This is a genomic window from Nonomuraea sp. NPDC003201 (assembly GCF_053590415.1).
Map to the genome: position 1 here is coordinate 1 of NZ_JBSFTC010000079.1, position 18,798 is coordinate 18,798.

The 18,798-nt window shown below is 71.6% G+C and carries 15 protein-coding genes; 7 read left to right on the forward strand and 8 right to left on the reverse strand.

Annotated elements, in window-relative coordinates:
- Nucleotides 1-243: 243 nt before the first annotated feature.
- The 3 genes from ACWDX9_RS26110 to ACWDX9_RS26120 are packed head-to-tail and all read left to right on the forward strand — an operon-like array spanning nucleotide 244 to nucleotide 3,424.
- A complete protein-coding gene (locus tag ACWDX9_RS26110; protein WP_192786504.1) occupies nucleotides 244-1,389 on the forward strand; it encodes a Gfo/Idh/MocA family protein in 1,146 nt (381 codons plus the stop codon).
- Complete coding sequence (locus tag ACWDX9_RS26115) at nucleotides 1,386-2,555, forward strand: dihydrodipicolinate synthase family protein (protein ID WP_449958191.1); 1,170 nt, start codon at nucleotides 1,386-1,388, stop codon at nucleotides 2,553-2,555. Before ACWDX9_RS26110 ends, ACWDX9_RS26115 begins: the two co-directional genes overlap by 4 nt.
- On the forward strand, nucleotides 2,552-3,424 hold the full coding sequence (locus ACWDX9_RS26120) for a sugar phosphate isomerase/epimerase family protein (protein WP_350722761.1): 873 nt from the start codon (nucleotides 2,552-2,554) through the stop codon (nucleotides 3,422-3,424). Before ACWDX9_RS26115 ends, ACWDX9_RS26120 begins: the two co-directional genes overlap by 4 nt.
- A 9-nt stretch (nucleotides 3,425-3,433) precedes the next feature.
- Here ACWDX9_RS26120 and ACWDX9_RS26125 read toward each other — a convergent pair whose 3' ends face one another.
- The 7 genes from ACWDX9_RS26125 to ACWDX9_RS26155 form a co-directional block, all read right to left on the reverse strand.
- Complete coding sequence (locus ACWDX9_RS26125; RefSeq protein WP_449958193.1) at nucleotides 3,434-4,027, reverse strand: class I SAM-dependent methyltransferase; 594 nt, start codon at nucleotides 4,025-4,027, stop codon at nucleotides 3,434-3,436.
- 4 nt (nucleotides 4,028-4,031) lie between these two features.
- Entirely contained in the window at nucleotides 4,032-6,602 is a 2,571-nt protein-coding gene (locus tag ACWDX9_RS26130; protein ID WP_449958195.1) for a PEP/pyruvate-binding domain-containing protein, read from the reverse strand.
- Nucleotides 6,603-6,662: 60 nt separating this feature from the next.
- A complete protein-coding gene (locus tag ACWDX9_RS26135; protein WP_449958197.1) occupies nucleotides 6,663-7,589 on the reverse strand; it encodes an alkaline phosphatase family protein in 927 nt (308 codons plus the stop codon).
- A gap of 26 nt (nucleotides 7,590-7,615) precedes the next feature.
- The gene (locus tag ACWDX9_RS26140) at nucleotides 7,616-8,389 is read right to left on the reverse strand and encodes a sugar phosphate isomerase/epimerase family protein (RefSeq protein ID WP_449958200.1); all 774 of its coding nucleotides are present in this window, start codon (nucleotides 8,387-8,389) and stop codon (nucleotides 7,616-7,618) included.
- Nucleotides 8,386-9,378 (reverse strand): LacI family DNA-binding transcriptional regulator, encoded by a 993-nt coding sequence (locus ACWDX9_RS26145; protein WP_449958203.1) that lies wholly within the window; start codon nucleotides 9,376-9,378, stop codon nucleotides 8,386-8,388. The genes ACWDX9_RS26140 and ACWDX9_RS26145 overlap by 4 nt, the downstream gene beginning before the upstream one ends.
- 67 nt (nucleotides 9,379-9,445) lie before the next feature.
- Entirely contained in the window at nucleotides 9,446-10,630 is a 1,185-nt protein-coding gene (locus ACWDX9_RS26150; protein WP_449958206.1) for a hypothetical protein, read from the reverse strand.
- 350 nt (nucleotides 10,631-10,980) lie between these two features.
- Nucleotides 10,981-12,465, reverse strand: coding sequence for an LCP family protein (locus tag ACWDX9_RS26155; RefSeq protein ID WP_449958209.1), 1,485 nt, complete (start codon nucleotides 12,463-12,465; stop codon nucleotides 10,981-10,983).
- A gap of 212 nt (nucleotides 12,466-12,677) precedes the next feature.
- On the opposite strand from ACWDX9_RS26155, the gene ACWDX9_RS26160 reads away from it, so the two are divergent.
- From ACWDX9_RS26160 to ACWDX9_RS26175, 4 genes are all read left to right on the forward strand, one after another.
- Nucleotides 12,678-13,406, forward strand: a complete 729-nt coding sequence (locus ACWDX9_RS26160) for a hypothetical protein (RefSeq protein ID WP_449958212.1) — start codon at nucleotides 12,678-12,680, stop codon at nucleotides 13,404-13,406.
- A 57-nt stretch (nucleotides 13,407-13,463) separates the two neighbouring features.
- Nucleotides 13,464-14,627 (forward strand): acetyl-CoA C-acyltransferase, encoded by a 1,164-nt coding sequence (locus ACWDX9_RS26165; RefSeq protein ID WP_435054210.1) that lies wholly within the window; start codon nucleotides 13,464-13,466, stop codon nucleotides 14,625-14,627.
- Nucleotides 14,624-16,714 (forward strand): 3-hydroxyacyl-CoA dehydrogenase NAD-binding domain-containing protein, encoded by a 2,091-nt coding sequence (locus ACWDX9_RS26170; protein WP_449958215.1) that lies wholly within the window; start codon nucleotides 14,624-14,626, stop codon nucleotides 16,712-16,714. Before ACWDX9_RS26165 ends, ACWDX9_RS26170 begins: the two co-directional genes overlap by 4 nt.
- Before the next feature lie 95 nt (nucleotides 16,715-16,809).
- Nucleotides 16,810-17,193, forward strand: coding sequence for an SSI family serine proteinase inhibitor (locus ACWDX9_RS26175; protein WP_364239577.1), 384 nt, complete (start codon nucleotides 16,810-16,812; stop codon nucleotides 17,191-17,193).
- 30 nt (nucleotides 17,194-17,223) lie between these two features.
- Here the strand turns inward: ACWDX9_RS26175 and ACWDX9_RS26180 are convergent, their stop codons facing one another.
- On the reverse strand, nucleotides 17,224-18,696 hold the full coding sequence (locus tag ACWDX9_RS26180; protein WP_449958217.1) for an amino acid permease: 1,473 nt from the start codon (nucleotides 18,694-18,696) through the stop codon (nucleotides 17,224-17,226).
- Nucleotides 18,697-18,798 lie beyond the last annotated feature (102 nt).

Below are 18,798 nucleotides of genomic sequence, written 5' to 3' on the forward strand. Positions count from 1 at the left end.
CTGAGCGCCGGGGCGGGCACCGGGCCCGGGCACCACGCCCGAACGACCCGCGCCCGAATGCCCTTGCGCCGCCGGGCACCACGCCCGAACGACCCGTGCCCGAGCGTCCTTGCGGGTCCGGGTGTCGGGCTCGGGGGGTGGGTTTTCGGGTGTGTGGGGGTTGGGGCTACTTGACGGGGTTGGTGGGGCAGCCGTACGGTTCGGGAAAGCGCTTTCCCCATGTTTGTCCTGAAGGGATCCTCAATGAGCGTGCGCACCATCGGCGTCGTGATGAACGGCGTCACCGGGCGGATGGGCTACCGTCAGCACCTGGTCCGCTCCGTCCTGGCCATCAACGAGCAGGGCGGGGTCACGCTCTCGGACGGCGGCAGGGTGAAGATCAAGCCAGTACTTGTCGGCAGAAATGCCGATAAATTGGCAGATATCGCGGCGAAGCATGGGATTTCGGATTTCACTACGGAGCTCGACTCCGCCCTCGCCGACGACGACAACCTGATCTACTTCGACGCCCAGGTCACCAGCGCCCGCGTCAAGGCCGTCTTGAAGGCCATCGAGGCGGGCAAGCACATCTACGCCGAGAAGCCCACCGCCGAGTCGACGCAGGAGGCGATGGCGCTGGCCGAGGCCGCCACGGCCAAGGGGGTCAAGAACGGCGTCGTGCAGGACAAGCTGTTCCTGCCCGGCCTGCTCAAGCTGAAGCGGCTGATCGACGGCGGTTTCTTCGGCCGGATCCTGTCGGTGCGCGGGGAGTTCGGCTACTGGGTGTTCGAGGGTGACTGGCAGGAGGCGCAGCGCCCGTCGTGGAACTACCGGGCCGAGGACGGCGGCGGCATCGTGCTCGACATGTTCCCGCACTGGCACTACGTGATGGAGAACCTGTTCGGCCGCGTCCAGTCCGTCTACGCCCGCGCCGTGACCCATGTCCCCGCCCGGGTGGACGAGCAGGGCAACACGTACCAGGCCACCGCGGACGACGCCGCGTACGGGATCTTCGAGCTCGAAGGCGGCATCGTCGCCCAGATCAACTCCTCCTGGACCGTTCGCGTGAACCGCGACGAGCTGGTCGAGTTCCAGGTGGACGGCACGCACGGCAGCGCCGTGGCCGGCCTGCGCAACTGCCGCGTGCAGCACCGCTCCGCCACCCCCAAGCCCGTCTGGAACCCCGATCTGCCCGCCACCGCCCGCTTCCGCGACGGCTGGCAGGAGGTGCCGGACAACGCGGAGTTCGACAACGGGTTCAAGGTGCAGTGGGAGGCGTTCATCAAGCACGTGCTGGAGGACGCGCCCTTCCCGAACGACTTCGCCTCCGGCGCCCGCGGCGTGCAGCTCGCCGAGCTGGGGCTGCGTTCGTCCGCCGAGGGCCGCAGGATCGAGGTGCCGCAGCTGTGACGACGATCGACCTGCCCGGGATCGGCGCCTACACCCTGCGCGAGCCCGTCACATGGGAGGTGCCCGGCGGCCCGCCCGCCAGCCGCGTCGTGTACGCGGCCGCGCACGTGGTGGCCGACCCGCTCGGCGACAACACGCCCGGCTCCCCCGCCGCCGTCGACTGGGACGCGACCCTGCGCTTCCGCCGCCACCTGTGGACGCACGGCCTGCGCGTCGCGGACGCCATGGACACCGCCCAGCGCAACATGGGCCTGGACTGGGCGGCGACCAAGGAGCTCATCCGGCGCAGCGCCGCCGAGGCCCGCTCGTACGGCGACCCGGCGACGCTGGTCGCCTGCGGCGCGGGCACCGACCACGCGCCCCAGGCCGCCGACCTCAACACGATCACGGCCGCGTACGCCGAGCAGATCGAGACCGTCCAGTCGGCCGGCGCCGGGGTGATCGTCATGGCCTCCCGCCAGCTCGCCAGGGTGGCGGCGGGTCCGCAGGACTACCACCAGGTGTACGGCAAGCTGTTCGGCCTGGCGGAACGGCCGGTGATCCTGCACTGGCTGGGCGAGATGTTCGACCCGCAGCTGGCCGGCTACTGGGGTTCGGGCGACGTGGCGGCGGCCACCGAGTCGTTCCTGGAGCTGATCCACGCGCACGCCGCGATGGTGGACGGCGTCAAGGTGTCGCTGCTGGACGAGGAGCATGAGGTGGGGCTGCGCGCCGCGCTCCCCGAGGGCGTCCGGCTCTACACGGGGGACGACTTCAACTACCCGTCGCTGATCAAGTCGGGCTCGCACGCGCTGCTGGGCATCTTCGACGCCATCGCCCCGGCGGCGACGGCGGCGCTGCAGGCCCTGGACGCGGCCGAGGCGGCGCAGGACGCGGACGAGGCCGCCCGGCAGCTCGCCCGCTACGACGAGATCTTCGCCCCGACCGTCCCCCTGTCCAGGAAGATCTTCGAGACGCCGACGTACAACTACAAGACCGGCATCGTCTTCCTGGCCTGGCTGAACGGCCACCAGGACGCGTTCGCCATGGTGAACGGCGCCCAGTCGGCCCGCTCGCTGCGGCACCTGGCTGAGGTGTTCCGCCTCGCCGACCAGGCCGGGCTCCTGTCCGACCAGGAGCTGGCCGTGGGCCGGATGAAGGCGCTGCTGGCGGTGAACGGCCTGTGAGCCTCGCACTGAACCAGTGGACGACCCGGCGGTGGTCCGTGGCCGAGGCCGTGGACGGGTGCGTGCGGCACGGCCTGGAGGCGGTCGGGCTGTGGCGGGAGAAGGTCGCCGAGCAGGGCCTCGCGGAGAGCGTGAAGCTGGTGCGCGAGGCCGGCCTGCGGGTGTCCTCGCTGTGCCGGGGCGGCTTCCTCACGGCGGGCGGGCTGCCCGGCGAGGAGGGCCGGCGGGCCTTCGCGCAGGCGCTGGACGACAACCGGCGGGCCATCGACGAGGCGGCCGAGCTGTCGGCGGCCTGCCTGGTGATGGTGGTCGGCGGCCTGCCCGGGGTGAAGCCGGGCGAGGCCCTGCCCCCGAGCGGGTTCTCGCGGGACGTGGCCGGGGCGCGCGAGCGCGTGGCGGAGGCACTGGCCGAGCTGGCCCCGTACGCCGGGGAGCGCGGGGTCAAGCTGGCCCTGGAGCCGCTGCACCCGATCTACTGCCCCGACCGCGCCGTCCTGTCCACCCTGGGCCAGGCGCTGGACCTGAGCCTGGCCCACCCGGAGGAGCAGGTCGGCGTGGTGGTCGACACGTTCCACGTGTGGTGGGACCCGAGGGTGTTCGAGGACATCGCGCGGGCCGGCCGCAGGATCGCCTCCTACCAGGTGTGCGACTACCTGCACCCGCTGCCGCAGGACATCCTGCTCGGGCGGGGCATGATGGGCGACGGCGTGATCGACTTCCGGCCGATCACGCAGGCCGTCCTGGACGCCGGTTACGCGGGCGACGTCGAGGTGGAGATCTTCAACGCCGACGTCTGGGCCGCCGACCCCGACGAGGTGGTGGCCACGATGAAGGCCCGGTACGAGGACGTGGTGCTCCCCGTACGGTGACGTCCGGCGCTACCTCGGCCTGTCCCAGACCAGCAGGTAGCGCCGCAGGAGGAGGCGGCGGAAGCGGCAGCCGGGCAGCAGCCGGCGGGCCGCCCGCCCCACCTCGCCCCACGACATGACGGGGTCCATGGCCGGCACGCCGGGACCGCGCTTGCCACCGTGGAACAGCTTGAGCACGTGCGAGACCGCCTGGCCCGAGAGCCGGACGATCCCGTCCAGGAGCGTGCGGTCCCTGGCGTTGCCGACGATCACCAGTCGGCCGCCCGGCGCCAGCAGCCGCACCAGCATGTCCATGGCCTCGCCGAAGTCCGCGTGGTGGACGACCGCGACGGCGGTGACGAGGTCGTACTTGCCCTCGGGGAGCCGGCCGTCGAGGTAGTCGCCCTCCATGAAGGAGACGTTGCCGGGGCGGCGCTCGCGGGCCATGGCGATCGCCGCGGCGGAGCGGTCGACGCCGGTCACGTAGGGGACGCGGGCCGCGAGCTTGCCCGCCAGCAGTCCGTCACCGCATCCGACGTCGAGCGCGTGCGCGCAGTCCTCGGGAACGAGCTTCAGGACGAGCCTCTGGTAATGAACGTTGTGATTCCAGTAGGTCTCGGACATTTGATCACGATAGCGTCACGGTCCCCGCGGCGCCGTTCACTTCGATCTCCTGCCCCGTCGTGATGCGGTGGGTGGCGTCGGGGACGCCGACGACGGCCGGGATGCCGTACTCCCTGGCCACCACGGCGCCGTGCGACATCGCGCCGCCCATCTCCATCACCAGCCCGCCCGCCGTCAGGAACAGCGGCGTCCAGCCGGGATCGGTCGAGGGGCAGACCAGGATCTCGCCGGGCTCCAGGTGCGCGCCGATGGGGTCGAGCACCACTCTGGCCACGCCCTTGACGGTGCCGGCCGAGGCGGCGGTGCCCGTCAGCGCGCCTTCCACGGCGCTGGTCGCGAGCGCCTCGGGCTCGGTGCCGTCGGACAGCAGGATCCTCGGGACGTGCCTGCGGCGCGACTCCCGCTCGTACGTCTCCCGCCGCTCCGCCACGACCGCGCGCAGGTCGCCCCCGTCCAGGGCGGCCCTGGCCTCGTCGAAGCCGAGGAAGTACACGTCCCGCGCCGAGTCCAGGACGCCGAGGCCCACCAGGTGCTCCCCCACCGCGAGCATGCTCCGCCGCACCCCGGCGAGGGTCTTGACCAGGTAGAACTTGGGCAGCTCGCGCAGCCCCGCGAACTCCCTGGTCCGCCGGAGCCCGAAACGCACGACGGCGGCCCGCCAGCGGCCCTTGCGGCGGGCCTCGGACGCCACGTGGGCGATGGCGGAGCGCGCCGCCTCGGCCCCCTTGGCGAACAGAGCGGAGGGGGCGAGGTCGGCGCCGCCGTCCATCCGCAGGTAGTTGGCCAGCACGCCGAGGATGTGCGCGGGCTCCTCCGACCAGCGGGGCACACCCAGGTCGATCTCGGCGACGCCGCGGTGGCCGTACTCGTCCAGGAACGCGGTGATCTCGCGCTGGGCGACCGGCGGGAGCTTCCCGGCCTCGAAGAGGCGGACCAGCTCGGCCACCGGCTCCTTCCTGAACGGCTCCGGCTCGATGCGGGTGGCCAGGTGCCACAGCTCCAGGTCCATCTCCGTGGTCGGGTTGTGCGGGACGCTGCGCAGGACGTCCTGCATGTCGGCGATCGGCACGCCGGAGAGCCTGGAGGCCAGCGCGAACAGGCCGTAGCCGGTGAGCACCATGGGCATGATCGAGAGGATGACCGGGAAGGTGGCGGCGAGCAGGCGTTCGGCGTGGTCCAGGCGCTGGGCGGGGGTGGCCGCCTCGGGGAGCCGCAGGCGCCGGTCCAGCTGCTCGCCGAGGCGGGCGGCGTACGCGAGGCCCTCCTTCGGCCGCGTCAGGGCGAGCAGGACCCGGGAGGGCGCGTGGATGCGGCGGGCGAACCTGCGCAGGCCGCGCAGGACCGGGCGGGGTGACGTGTGCACCACCGAGAGCCTCGGCTCCTCCATCAGCCGCTCGAAGACGGGGACGGTGCGCGCCTCGCCCAGCGCGAGCATGCGCGGCAGGACCGCGCGGCCGAAGCGGCTGCGTACGGCCGTGGTCAGGTCCAGCCACAGGCGCTGGCCCGAGACGGTCATGAACGGCGCGCCGTCCCGCGGGTCGGCCGGCCCGTAGCCGGGCAGCCCCGCCGCCCCGGAGGAGATCAGCCGGAACGCCGACAGGCCCATCGGGGTGAGCGGCCCCATGACGCCCTGCACGACGTTGACCGAGAAGTACACCCGCAGGCCCGGCCGGCTCTGCTCGGGCAGCGGGTAGAGGGTGGTGATCGGTCTCGCCTGGGTGAGCCAGAGCCGGCCGTCGCCGTCGATGGCCCACTCGGTGTCCTGGGGTGCGCCGTAGTGGTCCTCGACGCGGGCGCCCAGCTCGGCCAGCGCGCGCACCTGGTCGTCGGTCAGGCAGAGACCGTCGTGCGTGGTCTCGACGCGTTCCGTGCCGCCGCCGGGCACGGAACGGATGGTCAGGCGCTTGTCGCCGGCGTGGCGTTCGAGGATCTCGCCGCCGTGCGCGACGAACCGGTCGGGGTTCACGGCGCCGGAGACGACGGCCTCGCCGAGCCCGGGGTTGGCGTCGATGACGGTCTCGCGCCGCCGCCCGGTCACCGGGTTGGCGGTGAACATCACGCCCGCCACCCGCGCGTCCACCATCTCCTGCACGACCACCGCCAGCCGGACGGCGGCGTGGTCGATGCCGTTGGACTCGCGGTAGGCGACCGCGCGGTCGGTCCAGAGCGAGGCCCAGCAGCGGCGTACGGCCTCGACCACCGCCTCGGCGCCGAGGACGTTGAGGTAGGTGTCCTGCTGCCCGGCGAAGCTGGCGAACGGCAGGTCCTCGGCCGTGGCGGACGAGCGCACCGCCACGGCCACGTCGTCACCGAGCGCGGCGTAGGACGTCACGATCGTCTCGCGCACGTCGTCCGGCACCGGCGCCTCCAGCAGGTGCCGCCTGGCCCGCTCGGCGAGCCCGTCGCCGCTCGTCTCCAGGCCCTCCGCGACCCGCCGGTACGCCTCCGTGGTCAGCACCCATCCCGGCGGGACGGGAAGGCCGGCCCTGGCCAGCTCGCCGAGGTTCGCGGCCTTGCCGCCCACCTCGGCGAGCATCCCGGCGTCGATCTCGGAGAAGGCCAGTGCCGTCTTCATCGTCTGCTCCCCTGCCGTTCAGCTTCCTGTCATTCAGTGTGGCTCTTCCGGGAGAGAAATTCAACGGTTGATGAAAAGATCCGCGCCGTCCAGGTCCCAGGCCGGGTCAACCCCGACGCCCAGCACGCCGAGCGCCGTCGGTCCCACGTCGACCAGCCGCGGCTCGCCGAGCGAGCGGCCGCCCAGGTCCTCCTCCAGCCGGTTCGCGATCACGAACACCGTGCGCTCCTCGTCCGAGGTCCCGCCGTGGCCGCCCTCGTCCACGTGCCCGTGGTCGGTCGTGATCAGCACCGTCCATCGCTCGTCGAGGTACGAGGACCGTCCCCGGACCGCGTCGAGCAGCTGCCCCAGGTAGGCGTCCTGGGTCTGGAGCGCGTCGGAGTACTCGGGGCAATGGGGGCCGAGGTCGTGGGCCACCTCGTCGGTGTCGCCCAGATACACGAAGACGGCGTCGGGGTCGGCCGCCGCCAGGTGCCGCTCGGCGGCCGCGGCGACCTGCTTGTCGGCCTCGGCCCAGGAGCCGAACCCGTAGCCGTCCAGGACGAACCGGTGGTCGATGGCCGGGCCGAACGCGCCGTGCTCGTCCAGCGCCGCCCAGGAGAAGAACGCGGCGGTGCTCAGCTCCGGCCGGGCATGCTTCGCACGAGTCAAGAAGTCCGGATATTTCGTGAAACGGGGGTTGGCGAAGCCGTTGTCCACCACGCCGTGTTTGTCCGGCCAGACCCCGGTGGCGATCGACGACCAGCCGGGACCCGAGTCCGTCCGCGAGGCGATGACGCGACCGCCCGGCTCGGGGGTCTTGGGGACGACCTGGCCGGGCGACTCCGTACGCGGCGTTCCCGCCTCGCCGTAGGGGAGCTTGCTGGTGCCGTACGCGCCGGAGGACATGAGCGAGCCCAGCACGGGCGCGCCCAGAGCCTGGAGGCGGTCGAACCGCAGGCCGTCCATCCCGACGACCAGCACCTTGTTCCGCTTAGATAGGGGCATCCCCCTATCTAAGCGGCGAAAGGTATCTAAAGGGCGAAACGCCGCACCCAGTCAGCCGCGCCCGGGAGGATCTCCTCGACCGGGGCGACCTGCGGATACCAGGTGCGCTCCCACTCCAGCGACACCCATCCGTCGTAACCGGCCGCGCGCAGCAGCTCGCCCGACTCCTCCAAGGGCACCGAGCCCGTCCACATGGGCACCGGCGTGGTGTCCTCGGCCGAGACCGCGTCCTTGACCTGGACGTAGGAGAGGTACGGGCCCAGCGCGGCCAGCGTTTCGGCCGGGGGCTCGCCGTGGCGCCACGGGTGCAGCAGGTCCCAGATCGCGCCGGTGGACTCGGGGCAGCCCGCCGCGGCCAGCAGCCCGGCCACGGCGGCGCCGGTGGCCATGTGGTCGTGCGTCTCGACGAGGACGCGGACGCCGAGCGCGGAGGCCGTACCGGAGACCGCCTTGAGCCGGCGGGCGCCGACGGCGGGATCGTCGCCGCCCGGGAACACCCGCACCGCGGGGGCGCCCAGGTCGGCGGCGAGCCGGAGGTCGGCGAGCAGCGCCTCAATGAGCGGTTCGTCCGGTTCGGGCGCACAAACCTTGACATATCCGGCGAGTGCCGCGATCTCCAGGCCCGCCCGCTCGACCCGTTCCCGCACCGAGCGCCGCTCCGCGGCGTCGAGGCCGGCGTGGACCCCGGTGTCCGGATGCAGGCGCAGCTCGAGGCCCTGGCAGCCGCCTCCGGCCGCGATCCCGATCGCCCTGTCCAGCCCCTCACCGGGCATCCCCAGGGTGCTGACGGCCAGCTTCACGCCATCCTCCGTACGCTCTCTCGCAGCACGACCTCGCCCGCGACCTGCTCGACCACGACCTCGTCCGTCTCACCCAGCGCGAGCTCCAGCGCCCGCGCGCCCATGTCCGTCAGGGGCAGCCGCACGGTCGTCAGCGCGGGCACGTGGTCCCGCAGCGTCACGATGTCGTCGAACCCGGCCACCGAGACGTCCTCCGGCACCCGGACCCCGCGCTCCCTGTAGGCCGCGAGCGCCCCGACCGCCATCACGTCGTTGACCGCGAACACGCAGGTCGCGTCCTTGACCTGCTGGGCCGCCGCGTAGCCGCCGTCGCGGTCGAACGGCCCGTGGATGACGTGCGGCGCGGGCAGCCCCAGCTCCTCCAGCGCCCCTGCGAACCCGGCGCACCGGTCGGCCGCCGTCACCAGGTGCGGCGGCCCGGCCAGCACCGCGAACCGCGTGTGCCCGAGCCCGGCCAGCGCGCGGGCCAGCTCGGCCGCGCCCTCCCTGTTGGCGGGCGCGACGGTGTCGACGCCGAGGAGGTCCTGGCCCACGCAGGCGGCGCGGCCGCCGCCCGACTGGTAGCGGGCGAGCTCGTCGCGCAGGCGCCCCGTGACGGCGTGGTCGGCGACGCGCGAGCCGACCAGCAGCACCGCCCGCACGCGCTGGGCGTTCAGCGTGGCCACGTAGGCGATCTCCTGCTCGGGGTCGCGGTGCGTGGTGCCCACCATGACCAGCAGGCCCTCGGTGGCGGCCGCCCGCATCGCCCCGTCGGCCAGGGCCGCGAAGTAGGGGTCGGTCAGGTCGTGGACGACGATGCCGATGACGTTGCTGGCGCCGCGGGCGAGCGTCTGGGCGGCGATGTTGGCGCGGTAGCCCAGCTCGTCCGCGGCCTGCTCGACGCGCGCCCGCAGAGTCGCGCCCACCTGGCGGGTGCTGCCGTTGAGCACCCGCGAGGCTGTCGCGAGCGAGACGCCCGCCTGCTTGGCGACGTCCTCAAGCGTGACCACGAGACCTCCCCGGAAAGCGGTTTCCAAGTCTGCCAGATCAGCACCTGGATCCGCATCCTCGCACGTCTCAGGCCCAGGGGAACAGGATGTCCAGAATTCCCTTGCTCTCCTTGGTGGGCGTGGGCGCGGGCACGGGCGCCTGGGTCTGCGGCGGCGCCTGCGTGGACGGAGCCTGGGTGGACTTCGACTCCGGCGCCTTGGTCGACACCGTGTTGTCCCTGCCGTCCGTGTCGTTCGTCGTGCTCGTGCGGTCGTCGTTGTCGTTCGTCTGGTTCTGCGGGGCGCGGGTGGGCCTGGTGCTCGCCTTCGTCGTCGGCTGGCCGATGCGCGTGTTCGTCGGACGGGCCGAGGGCTCGCGCGTGGGCCGGGCCGCCCGCGTGGGCGCGGTCGTCGGGGTATCGGACTCGGACTCGGCCGGCTCCGGAGTGTCCGTATCCTCGGTCTCGGGAGTCTCCTCCTCCGAGGTGGTGCCCTCGGGGGCCGCGCTCTCCGAGGGGCGCGTCACCTCGCCCGCGCTGGCGCACTGACCGCCCTTGCAGGGGTCGTCGGAGGAGTTGCCCGTGAGCATGAAGCCGGCGCCCACGCCGACCAGCACGACCGCGGCCGCGACCACCAGCAGCTTCCTGGTGCGCCGGCGCACCTCGCCGCCCTCGCCGCCGTTGCCGCCGCCGGAACGGCCGCCCGAGCGCCTGTCCTGCGGGCGCTTGTCGTCCGAGTCCTCCGTCCAGCCCGAGCCGAGGAAGCCGCGCTTGGGCTTGTCGTCGTCGTGGTCGTCGTCGATCCCGGCGTCGTAGCTGCGGTCGAGCGGGAGATACGGGTTGTCGTCGTCGATGCGGTGGGAGCCGCTGGGCCCGCCCAGGTCGCTGTCGTCCAGGACGCGATGGGGACCGCTGGCCCCGCCGTACAGGTCGCGGTGGCTCCCGTCGAGCGGGTCACCGGCCGCGTACAGGTCGCGCTTGCTGCCGTCCAGCGGGTCGCCGGCCACGTACATGTCACGCTGGCCCCCCACGTCGAGCGGGTCGCCGTACACGTCGCGCTGGCCCGCGTCGAGCGGGTCGCTCTGGCCGCCGAGAACATCGTGCGGGCCGCTCTGACCGCCGAGGACATCGTGCGGGCCGTCGTCGAGCAGGTCACGGCCCCCGATGAGCTGGGGCTCGCTCTTGTCGAGGGGGAGGATGTAGGTCTCGTTGCCGACGACCTGGATGGCGGGCTGCTCGTCGGTGTCATCGGTGCTCCACCGTGGGGAAAGCACGTCGCCCGTCAGATCCGGGTTTAACGACCTCCCCTGCCCATCCTCATAAGGCCTGTCGTTCTCGTCGCGCGCCACGATGAACCTCTCTAGTACGAATTCGGACCGCGCCCTTCTTAACAGACCCGACCATCACTTGTCCGGAAATTTCACATGTTTCCCTAAAAACACTCTCTGTAACATTCGTCACTCTAAGAGATCACAGGCACGCTGTTGGTGAGCCGATCGGCCCTCCAGAACCCCCTTTGACCACGGAGTTCACCCGCGCGGGCACGCTCCGGCGTCACGGGGCACGGCGGGCGACAGGCCACCCGGACCGGGTCCGGGCGGCCTGTCAAGAGCACAGTCAGGAGTCACAGGCAGGGGTTGGTGGTGGAGTCGACGACCTTGTCCTTGAGCGAGTCGGGGATCGCCGACACGACGCGCACGCCGGGCCAGTCCGCCCCGATGACGACCTGGATGATCGGCCCGCCGGGAACCTCGACACCGGCCTTGGACTTGTACGGCTGCGTGGTGATCGGCTTGACCTTGCCGGCCACGGGCGTCTTCTTCTCCTTCGACAGCCGCGAGGCCACCGCGTCCCCGTAGGCGGGTCCGTCGGCGGCGTCCTTCTTGGCGTACCGGAGCGCGGTCTTCGGGGTGGCGGCGACGTTGCCGACCTCCGTGACCACGAACCCCTGGGCGGCCAGCTCGTCGGCCACCTTGAGCGCCTTGCCCTGCTCCCCCGTGCCGTTGAGCACCTGGACGCGCACCTGCTTGTTCTCGACCTTGGGCCCGGCGGACTTGCCCGGCGTGGGAGCCGCGGTGACCTCGACGTCGTTGCGCACGCTCTCGAAGAAGTCGCGCGCGGCCGGCTGGCTGAACTGGACCCGGTTCTTGTCCGCCGGGTAGGGCTCGGTGGGCACCGTGATGCCCTTGAGCTCCTTGGCCGTCAGCCCTTTGACGCTGAGGGCGATGTCCACCATGCGGTCGAGGGTGAGCTGGTCGTCCAGCGTGACGGCCTTGGTCGCGGCCAGCAGGAACGAGTTCATCTTGACCGGGTCGGTGAGCAGGCCGCCGTCGGTGACCGCCTGCAGCACCTTGGTGAGGAAGACCTGCTGGCGCTGGATCCTGCTCAGGTCGCTGCCGTCGCCCAGCGAGTACCGGGCGCGCACGTACCCCAGCGCCTGCTCGCCGCTGACCACGTGCCGGCCCGCGCTGAGCACCAGCTTCGCCTTGGGGTCGTTGACGGCCTTGGGCAGGCAGATCTCGATGCCGCCGATGGCGTCGATGATGCCCTTGAAGCCGGTGAAGTCGACCTTCACGAAGTGGTCGATCCTGATGTTGGTGAGCGACTCGAGGGTCTTGATCGTGCAGTTGATGCCGCCGTCGTTGAAGGCGGCGTTGATCTGGCGCAGGCCGCCGGGGATCAGGGCGCCGGTACGGCTCTTGCACTCGGGGATCAGGACCATGGAGTCACGCGGGAAGCTGATCATGGTGGCCTTGTCCCGGTTCGGGGAGATGTGCAGCAGCATGATCGTGTCGGTGCGCTCGCCGATCTCCTTGAGGTGGGGGCCGTACTTCTTGTTGTCGCCCTCACGGGAGTCGGAGCCGACGAGCAGGACGTTGAGCGCGCCGGTGTCCGGCGGGCGGCTCTCGCCGACGGCGATGGGCTCGCGGGGGATCTCGCTCTCGATGTGCCGGTAGTACGCGTACGCCCCGACCGAGACGACCACCAGCACCAGCGTCATCCCGATGCCGACCCACCCCAGCACCGAGACCCGCCATCGCGGGCCGCGCTCGCGCCGCCTCCTGCGCCGCGGCGGAGCATCCCCCACGTGTTCCGGACTCTGCCTCACGCGCCCCCCTTCACCCACCCCACAAGAGAAACGCGTACCGCCAGGTGGCGGCGCGTAGCTCACCGAGCTACCGATGATTCCAGGACTGTCGCGCCTTGCAGATAAAAGTGGCAATCCTCGGGGCTGCCACTGTTGCGTGCCGGGCGAGGAGCTCCATCCAAAGCACGGGAATCCGGGGCGTCACCACACAGAGTGACGCCATGATGACATTCATGCTGTTGACCGAGATGGCGCCCCCTCCAGGCGCCCAGGAACTGGCCGGGCTGCGGGCCAGAGCCAGAACCGCCCGCCGCCGGGCCTTCGTCGCGCTCTCCGCCTCGATCGCGCTGCTGGCCACCGCCCAGCTGCTCGCCGACCGGGCGCAGACGAGGGAGCAGACGCTGCCGCTGGCCGTGTTGTCGCTGGCGGTCTTCGCGGCCGCCGTGCCCGCGCAGGCGATCACCCAGTACGTCTGGGGCACCCACGCCCGGCACGTCCACCGCAAGGAGCGCGAGCTGTACGCCGCCCCCCGCACCGGACGCGTGCGCCCCCTCAGCAGGCTGGCCGTGGCCTGCTGCTGGGCGGTGACGCTGCTGCTCGGCTGGACGGCGCCGCGCCTGTTCCGGGAGGCCGCCCTCTACGGCTTCGCCGACACCCTGGGCTGGGCCACCGAGGCGCTGGCGCTGATGAGTCTCGCGACGGGGGTGTTGTTCGTCCTCTGGTGGGCAGGCGACACGTTGGGGACACTGGCGCGCGCCCTGCGGTCGGGCGGGTCACCTGGCGATCCATGGGACCCCGGCCGAGGCGCGCGCCGGCGAGAGGGCGCGGCGCTCTGGACGGGCGCGGCCGTGGCGGTCGCGGCCCTGGTCGGGGCCCGCGCCCATCTCTGGGAGCCGGCCACGGCGGTCGTTTACACATTGCTGACCGCCGCCCTCGTCTGCGGAGTAGTTACTGACGAGTAGCATAGGCACGGAACCCTATCAACGAGGAGCGAATCCGTGCCTTCCTCTCGTGACGTCGTGTTCGTCGACGGCGTGCGCACGCCTTTCGGCAGGTCAGGACCGAAAGGGCTGTACGCGGAGACCCGCGCCGACGACCTGGTCGTCCGCGTCATCCGCGAGCTCGTCCGGCGCAATCCCAACCTGCCCCCCGAGCGAGTGGACGAGGTCGCCATCGCCGCGACCACGCAGATCGGCGACCAGGGCCTGACCATCGGCCGGGCCGCGGCGGTGCTGGCCGGGCTGCCCAAGAGCGTGCCCGGCTACGCCATCGACCGCATGTGCGCGGGCGCGATGACCGCGGTCACCACGGTCGCGGGCGGCATCGCGTTCGGCGCGTACGACGTGGCCATCGCCGGCGGCGTCGAGCACATGGGCCGCCACCCGATGGGCGAGGGCGTCGATCCCAACCCGCGTTTCCTGTCGGAGAAGCTGGTCGATCCGAGCGCGCTGGTCATGGGCATGACGGCGGAGAACCTGCACGACCGCTACCCGCACATCACCAAGGGCCGCGCGGACGCGTACGCGGTGCTGTCGCAGGAGCGGGCGGCCAAGGCGTACGCCGACGGCCGGATCCAGCCCGACCTGGTGCCGACCGCGATCAGGACGGCCGAGAAAGGCTGGGGCCTGGCGGTCGAGGACGAGGCGCCGCGGCCCGGCACCACGGTGGAGGGGCTGAGCACGCTCAAGACGCCCTTCCGGCCGCACGGCAACGTCACGGCGGGCAACTCCTCCGGCATCAACGACGGCGCCACCGGGTGCGTCGTGGCCGCCAAGGAGGTCGCGGACGAGCTGGGGCTGGGCGCGAAGATGCGGCTCGTCTCCTACGCGTTCGCGGGCGTGGACCCCGAGGTCATGGGCGTCGGACCGATCCCGTCCACCGAGCGGGCGCTCCGGCTGGCCGGCCTGGACATCTCCGACATCGGGCTGTTCGAGATCAACGAGGCGTTCGCCGTCCAGGTGCTGGCGTTCCTCGACCACTTCGGGATCGCCGACGACGATCCCCGCGTGAACCAGTACGGCGGCGCGATCGCCTACGGGCACCCGCTCGCCTCCTCGGGCGTGCGGCTGATGACGCAGCTCGCGCGGCAGTTCGGCGAGCGTCCCGACGTGCGGTACGGCATCACCACCATGTGCGTCGGCATGGGCATGGGCGGCACTGTGATCTGGGAGAACCTCGCATGAGCAATGTCGAGAACTGGCGCGCGCTGCTGGGCGGGCGCAACACCGACGAAGTCGTCACCAAGGCGCTCGTGCGCGACGTCCAGCTCCCCTACGGCGCCGGCACGATGGCGCTGATCACGCTGGACAACGGCTTCGACCACACCAAGCCCAACACGTTCGGCCCGAACGGCCTGTTCGCGCTCAACGGCGCGCTGTCGGAGATCGCCGAGCGCACCGACCTGGCCGCGGTGGGCGTGACGGGCAAGCCGTTCATCTTCGCCGTCGGCGCCGACCTCAAGGGCGCGGCCGCGCTGTCCACGCGCGAGGAGGCCCTGGCCATCGGCGCGCTGGGCCACCACGTGTTCCGCAGGCTGGGCGAGCTGGCGATCCCGTCGTTCGCGTTCGTGAACGGCGCCGCGATGGGCGGCGGGCTCGAGGTGGCGCTGCACTGCACGTACCGGACCATCTCCTCGGGCGTGCCCGCGGTGGCGCTGCCGGAGTGCTTCCTCGGCCTGGTGCCGGGCTGGGGCGGCACGCAGCTCCTGCCCCGCCTGATCGGCCCGGCGAAGGCGATCAAGCTCGTCATCGAGAACCCGCTCTCGCAGAACCGCATGGTCAAGGGCAAGGAGGCGTACGAGCTGGGCGTCGCGGACGCGATGTTCGAGCCCGCCGACTTCCTGGAGGAGTCGCTGCGCTGGGCCGCCCGCGTGGTCAAGGGCGAGCTGAACGTGGAGCGGCCATCCCACGACGAGGACTGGGACAAGACGGTCGCCGACGCGCGCTTCCTGGTGGACATGAAGCTGCGCGGCGCCTCGCCCGCCCCCTACCGCGCGCTCGACCTGATCGCCCAGGCCCGCACGGCCTCCCGCGACGAGGGCTTCGCGGCCGAGGACGAGGCGCTGGCCGACCTGCTGATGGGTGACGAGCTGCGGGCCGGGCTCTACTCGTTCGACCTGGTGCAGCGCCGTGCCAAGCGGCCCGCGGGCGCGCCCGACCGGTCGCTGGCCCGCAAGGTCACCAAGGTCGGCGTGGTGGGCGCGGGGCTGATGGCCTCGCAGATGGCGCTGCTGTTCGCGCGCCGCCTGGAGGTGCCGGTCGTGCTGACCGACCTCGACCAGGCCCGGCTCGACAAGGGCGTCGGGTACGTGCACGCCGAGGTCGACAAGCTCCTGGGCAAGGGCCGCGTCTCGGCCGACCAGGCCAACCGGCTCAAGGCCCTGGTGACCGGGTCGCTGACGAAGGACGCCTTCGCCGACGCCGACTTCGTGATCGAGGCCGTGTTCGAGGACATGGCGGTCAAGAAGCAGGTGTTCGCCGAGGTGGAGGCCGTGGTCTCGGCCGAGTGCGTGCTGGCCACGAACACCTCCTCGCTCTCCCTGACCGAGATGGGCGCCGGGCTGGCGCACCCCGAGCGGCTGGTCGGGTTCCACTTCTTCAACCCGGTCGCCGTCATGCCGCTGCTGGAGATCATCCGCGGCGCCACGACCGACGACGCCACGCTGGCCACGGCGTTCGCCGTGGGCAAGTCGCTGAAGAAGTCGTCGGTGCTGGTCAAGGACGCCCCGGCGTTCGTGGTCAACCGGCTGCTGACCTGCTTCATGGGCGAGGTCGTGACGGCCGTGGACGAGGGCACGCCGCTGGAGGTGGCCGAGCACGCGCTGGACGGGCTCGGGCTGCCGATGTCGCCGTTCGCGCTGCTGCAACTCGTCGGCCCGGCCGTCGGCCTGCACGTCGCCGAGACGCTGCACGAGGCCTTCCCCGACCGCTTCGGCGTCTCGGAGAACATGGCCAAGCTCGTCGCCGCGGGCAAGCCGGGCGTCTACCGGCCCGACTTCACACTCGACCCGGAGGCGGTCGCCCTCTTCTCGGGCGGCACGTCACCGTCCACCGCCGAGCAGGTGCGCGAGCGCGTCCTGGCGGCGCTGGCCAGGGAGGTCCGCATCATGCTGGACGAGGGCGTGGTCGCCGCGCCGCAGGACATCGACCTGTGCATGATCCTCGGGGCCGGCTGGCCGTTCCATCTGGGCGGGATCACCCCGTACCTGGACAGGACGGGCATCGCCCGGCCGCGGTTCCTGTCGCCCGGCGTGGCCTCGCTGCCCGCCTGAATCCTTTGAAGGAGGCCCGCCCCCGGCGGGCCTCCTTTTATCCTCACCGGCCTCCGTCGTAGCGTTGAGCACCGTTCTACGAACGGAGAGTAGTCATGATGAGAGCATTCGGTGCCATCGCGCTCTGCGGAGCCTTCATGGTGGGCGCGTCGTCGCCCGCGGTGGCCGCACCCCACCCGAAGGCGCAGCTCAAGATCGTCGATGCCGTCAAGGACGGCGTGACGAAGACGGTCTGGCTCAACTGCGGGCCCGCGGGAGGGGCCCACCCCAACGCGCGCGCGGCCTGCCGGCTGCTGGAGAAGGTCGACGGGCACCCCGAGCGGCTCAACGTCACACCGGACGCCATCTGCACGAAGGAGCTGCAGCCCCACGTCGTCGTGGTGGCCGGCCAGTGGCAGGGCGCGACGGTGCAGTGGGCCAAGGTCTTCGGCAACGGCTGCACGATGAAGGCCGCGCTGGGAGCCGTCGTCTCGTTCTGACCGGCCACGAGGGGGCGGGCGCCCGCCCCCTCAGCCGCCGCTCTTGACGCGGACCTTGACTGTCCTGCTGTGGCGATAGCCGTAGACGAAGTAGATGACGACGCCGACGATCATCCAGATCAGGAACCTCAGCCACGTCTGCACCGGCAGGTTGAGCATGAGGTAGAGGCAGGCCAGCACCGACAGGACCGGCAGCACCGGCACGAAGGGCGCGCGGAACCCCCTCGGCAGGTCGGGCCGGGTGCGCCGGAGAATGACCACCCCGATCGAGACCACCACGAACGCGAAGAGCGTGCCGATGTTCACCAGCTCGGCCAGCTCGCCGAACGACACGAACCCGGCCAGCGCCATCGTCACCACGCCGATGATGATCGTGAGCCGGGCCGGCGTGCCGAACCGGGGGTGGACCTTGGCCAGCGAGCGCGGCAGCAGCCCGTCGCGGCACATCGCGAAGAGCACCCGGGTCTGGCCGAGCAGCAGCACGAGCACCACGGTGGTCAGGCCGGCGATGGCTCCGACGCTGATGATCGTGGCCAGCCAGCCGTAGCCGACCGAGGTGAACGCGTCGGACAGCGGCGCCGAGGTGCTGAGCCGGTCGTAGCGCTGCATGCCGACCACGACGAGCGAGACGGCCACGTACAGGGCCGTGCAGATGGCCAGCGAGCCGAGGATGCCGCGCGGCACGTCGCGCTGCGGGTGGATGGTCTCCTCGGCGGCGGTGGCCACGATGTCGAAGCCGATGAACGCGAAGAACACGATCGCCGCGGCGGAGAAGACGCCCATCACGCCGAAGGCGACCGGCGTGACGCCGAACAGCACCTGGATCAGCGGCGCCTTCAGCCCTTCCACCCGCGGCGTGGACACGGCCTCGGGGATGAACGGCGTGTAGTTGGCCCCCTTGACGAAGAACAGCCCGGCCACGATCACCAGCAGCACGACCGTGATCTTCGTGATCACCAGGATGAGGTTGACCCGCGAGGAGACCTTGATCCCGATCACCAGGATCACGGTGAGGAGGAGGACGATGAGGATGGCGGGGACGTTCACGACGGGGTTCTCGCCCGCGATCGAGGCGGGCAGATGGATGCCGACGGACGCCAGCATCGAGGCGAAGTAGCCCGACCAGCCGACCGCCACCACGGCCGCGGCCAGCGCCAGCTCCAGGGTCAGGTCCCAGCCGATCACCCAGGCGGGGAACTCGCCCAGGGTGGCGAAGGCGAAGGTGTAGGCCGAGCCGGCGACCGGGATCGTGGAGGCGAACTCGGCGTAGCACAGGGCCGCCAGGCCGCAGACGATGCCCGCGACGACGAACGAGAGCGCCACCGCCGGGCCCGCCACCTCCTTGGCGACCTGTCCCGTGAGCACGAAGATCCCGGTGCCGACGATCACCCCGATGCCGAAGACCGTCAGGTCGGTGGCCGTCAGGCGTTTGCGCAGCTGATGTTCCGGATCCTCGGTGTCACGGATCGACTGCTCGACACTCTTCGTGCGAAAGATGTCCACGCCCGGTGATCCTTCCCACGCCCTGAGTGATCATGCGCGGTCGGGATCCAGTCTCACCTCAGGGATAGGAACGCGACACGGCGGTGATCGCCCGCGCTGGGG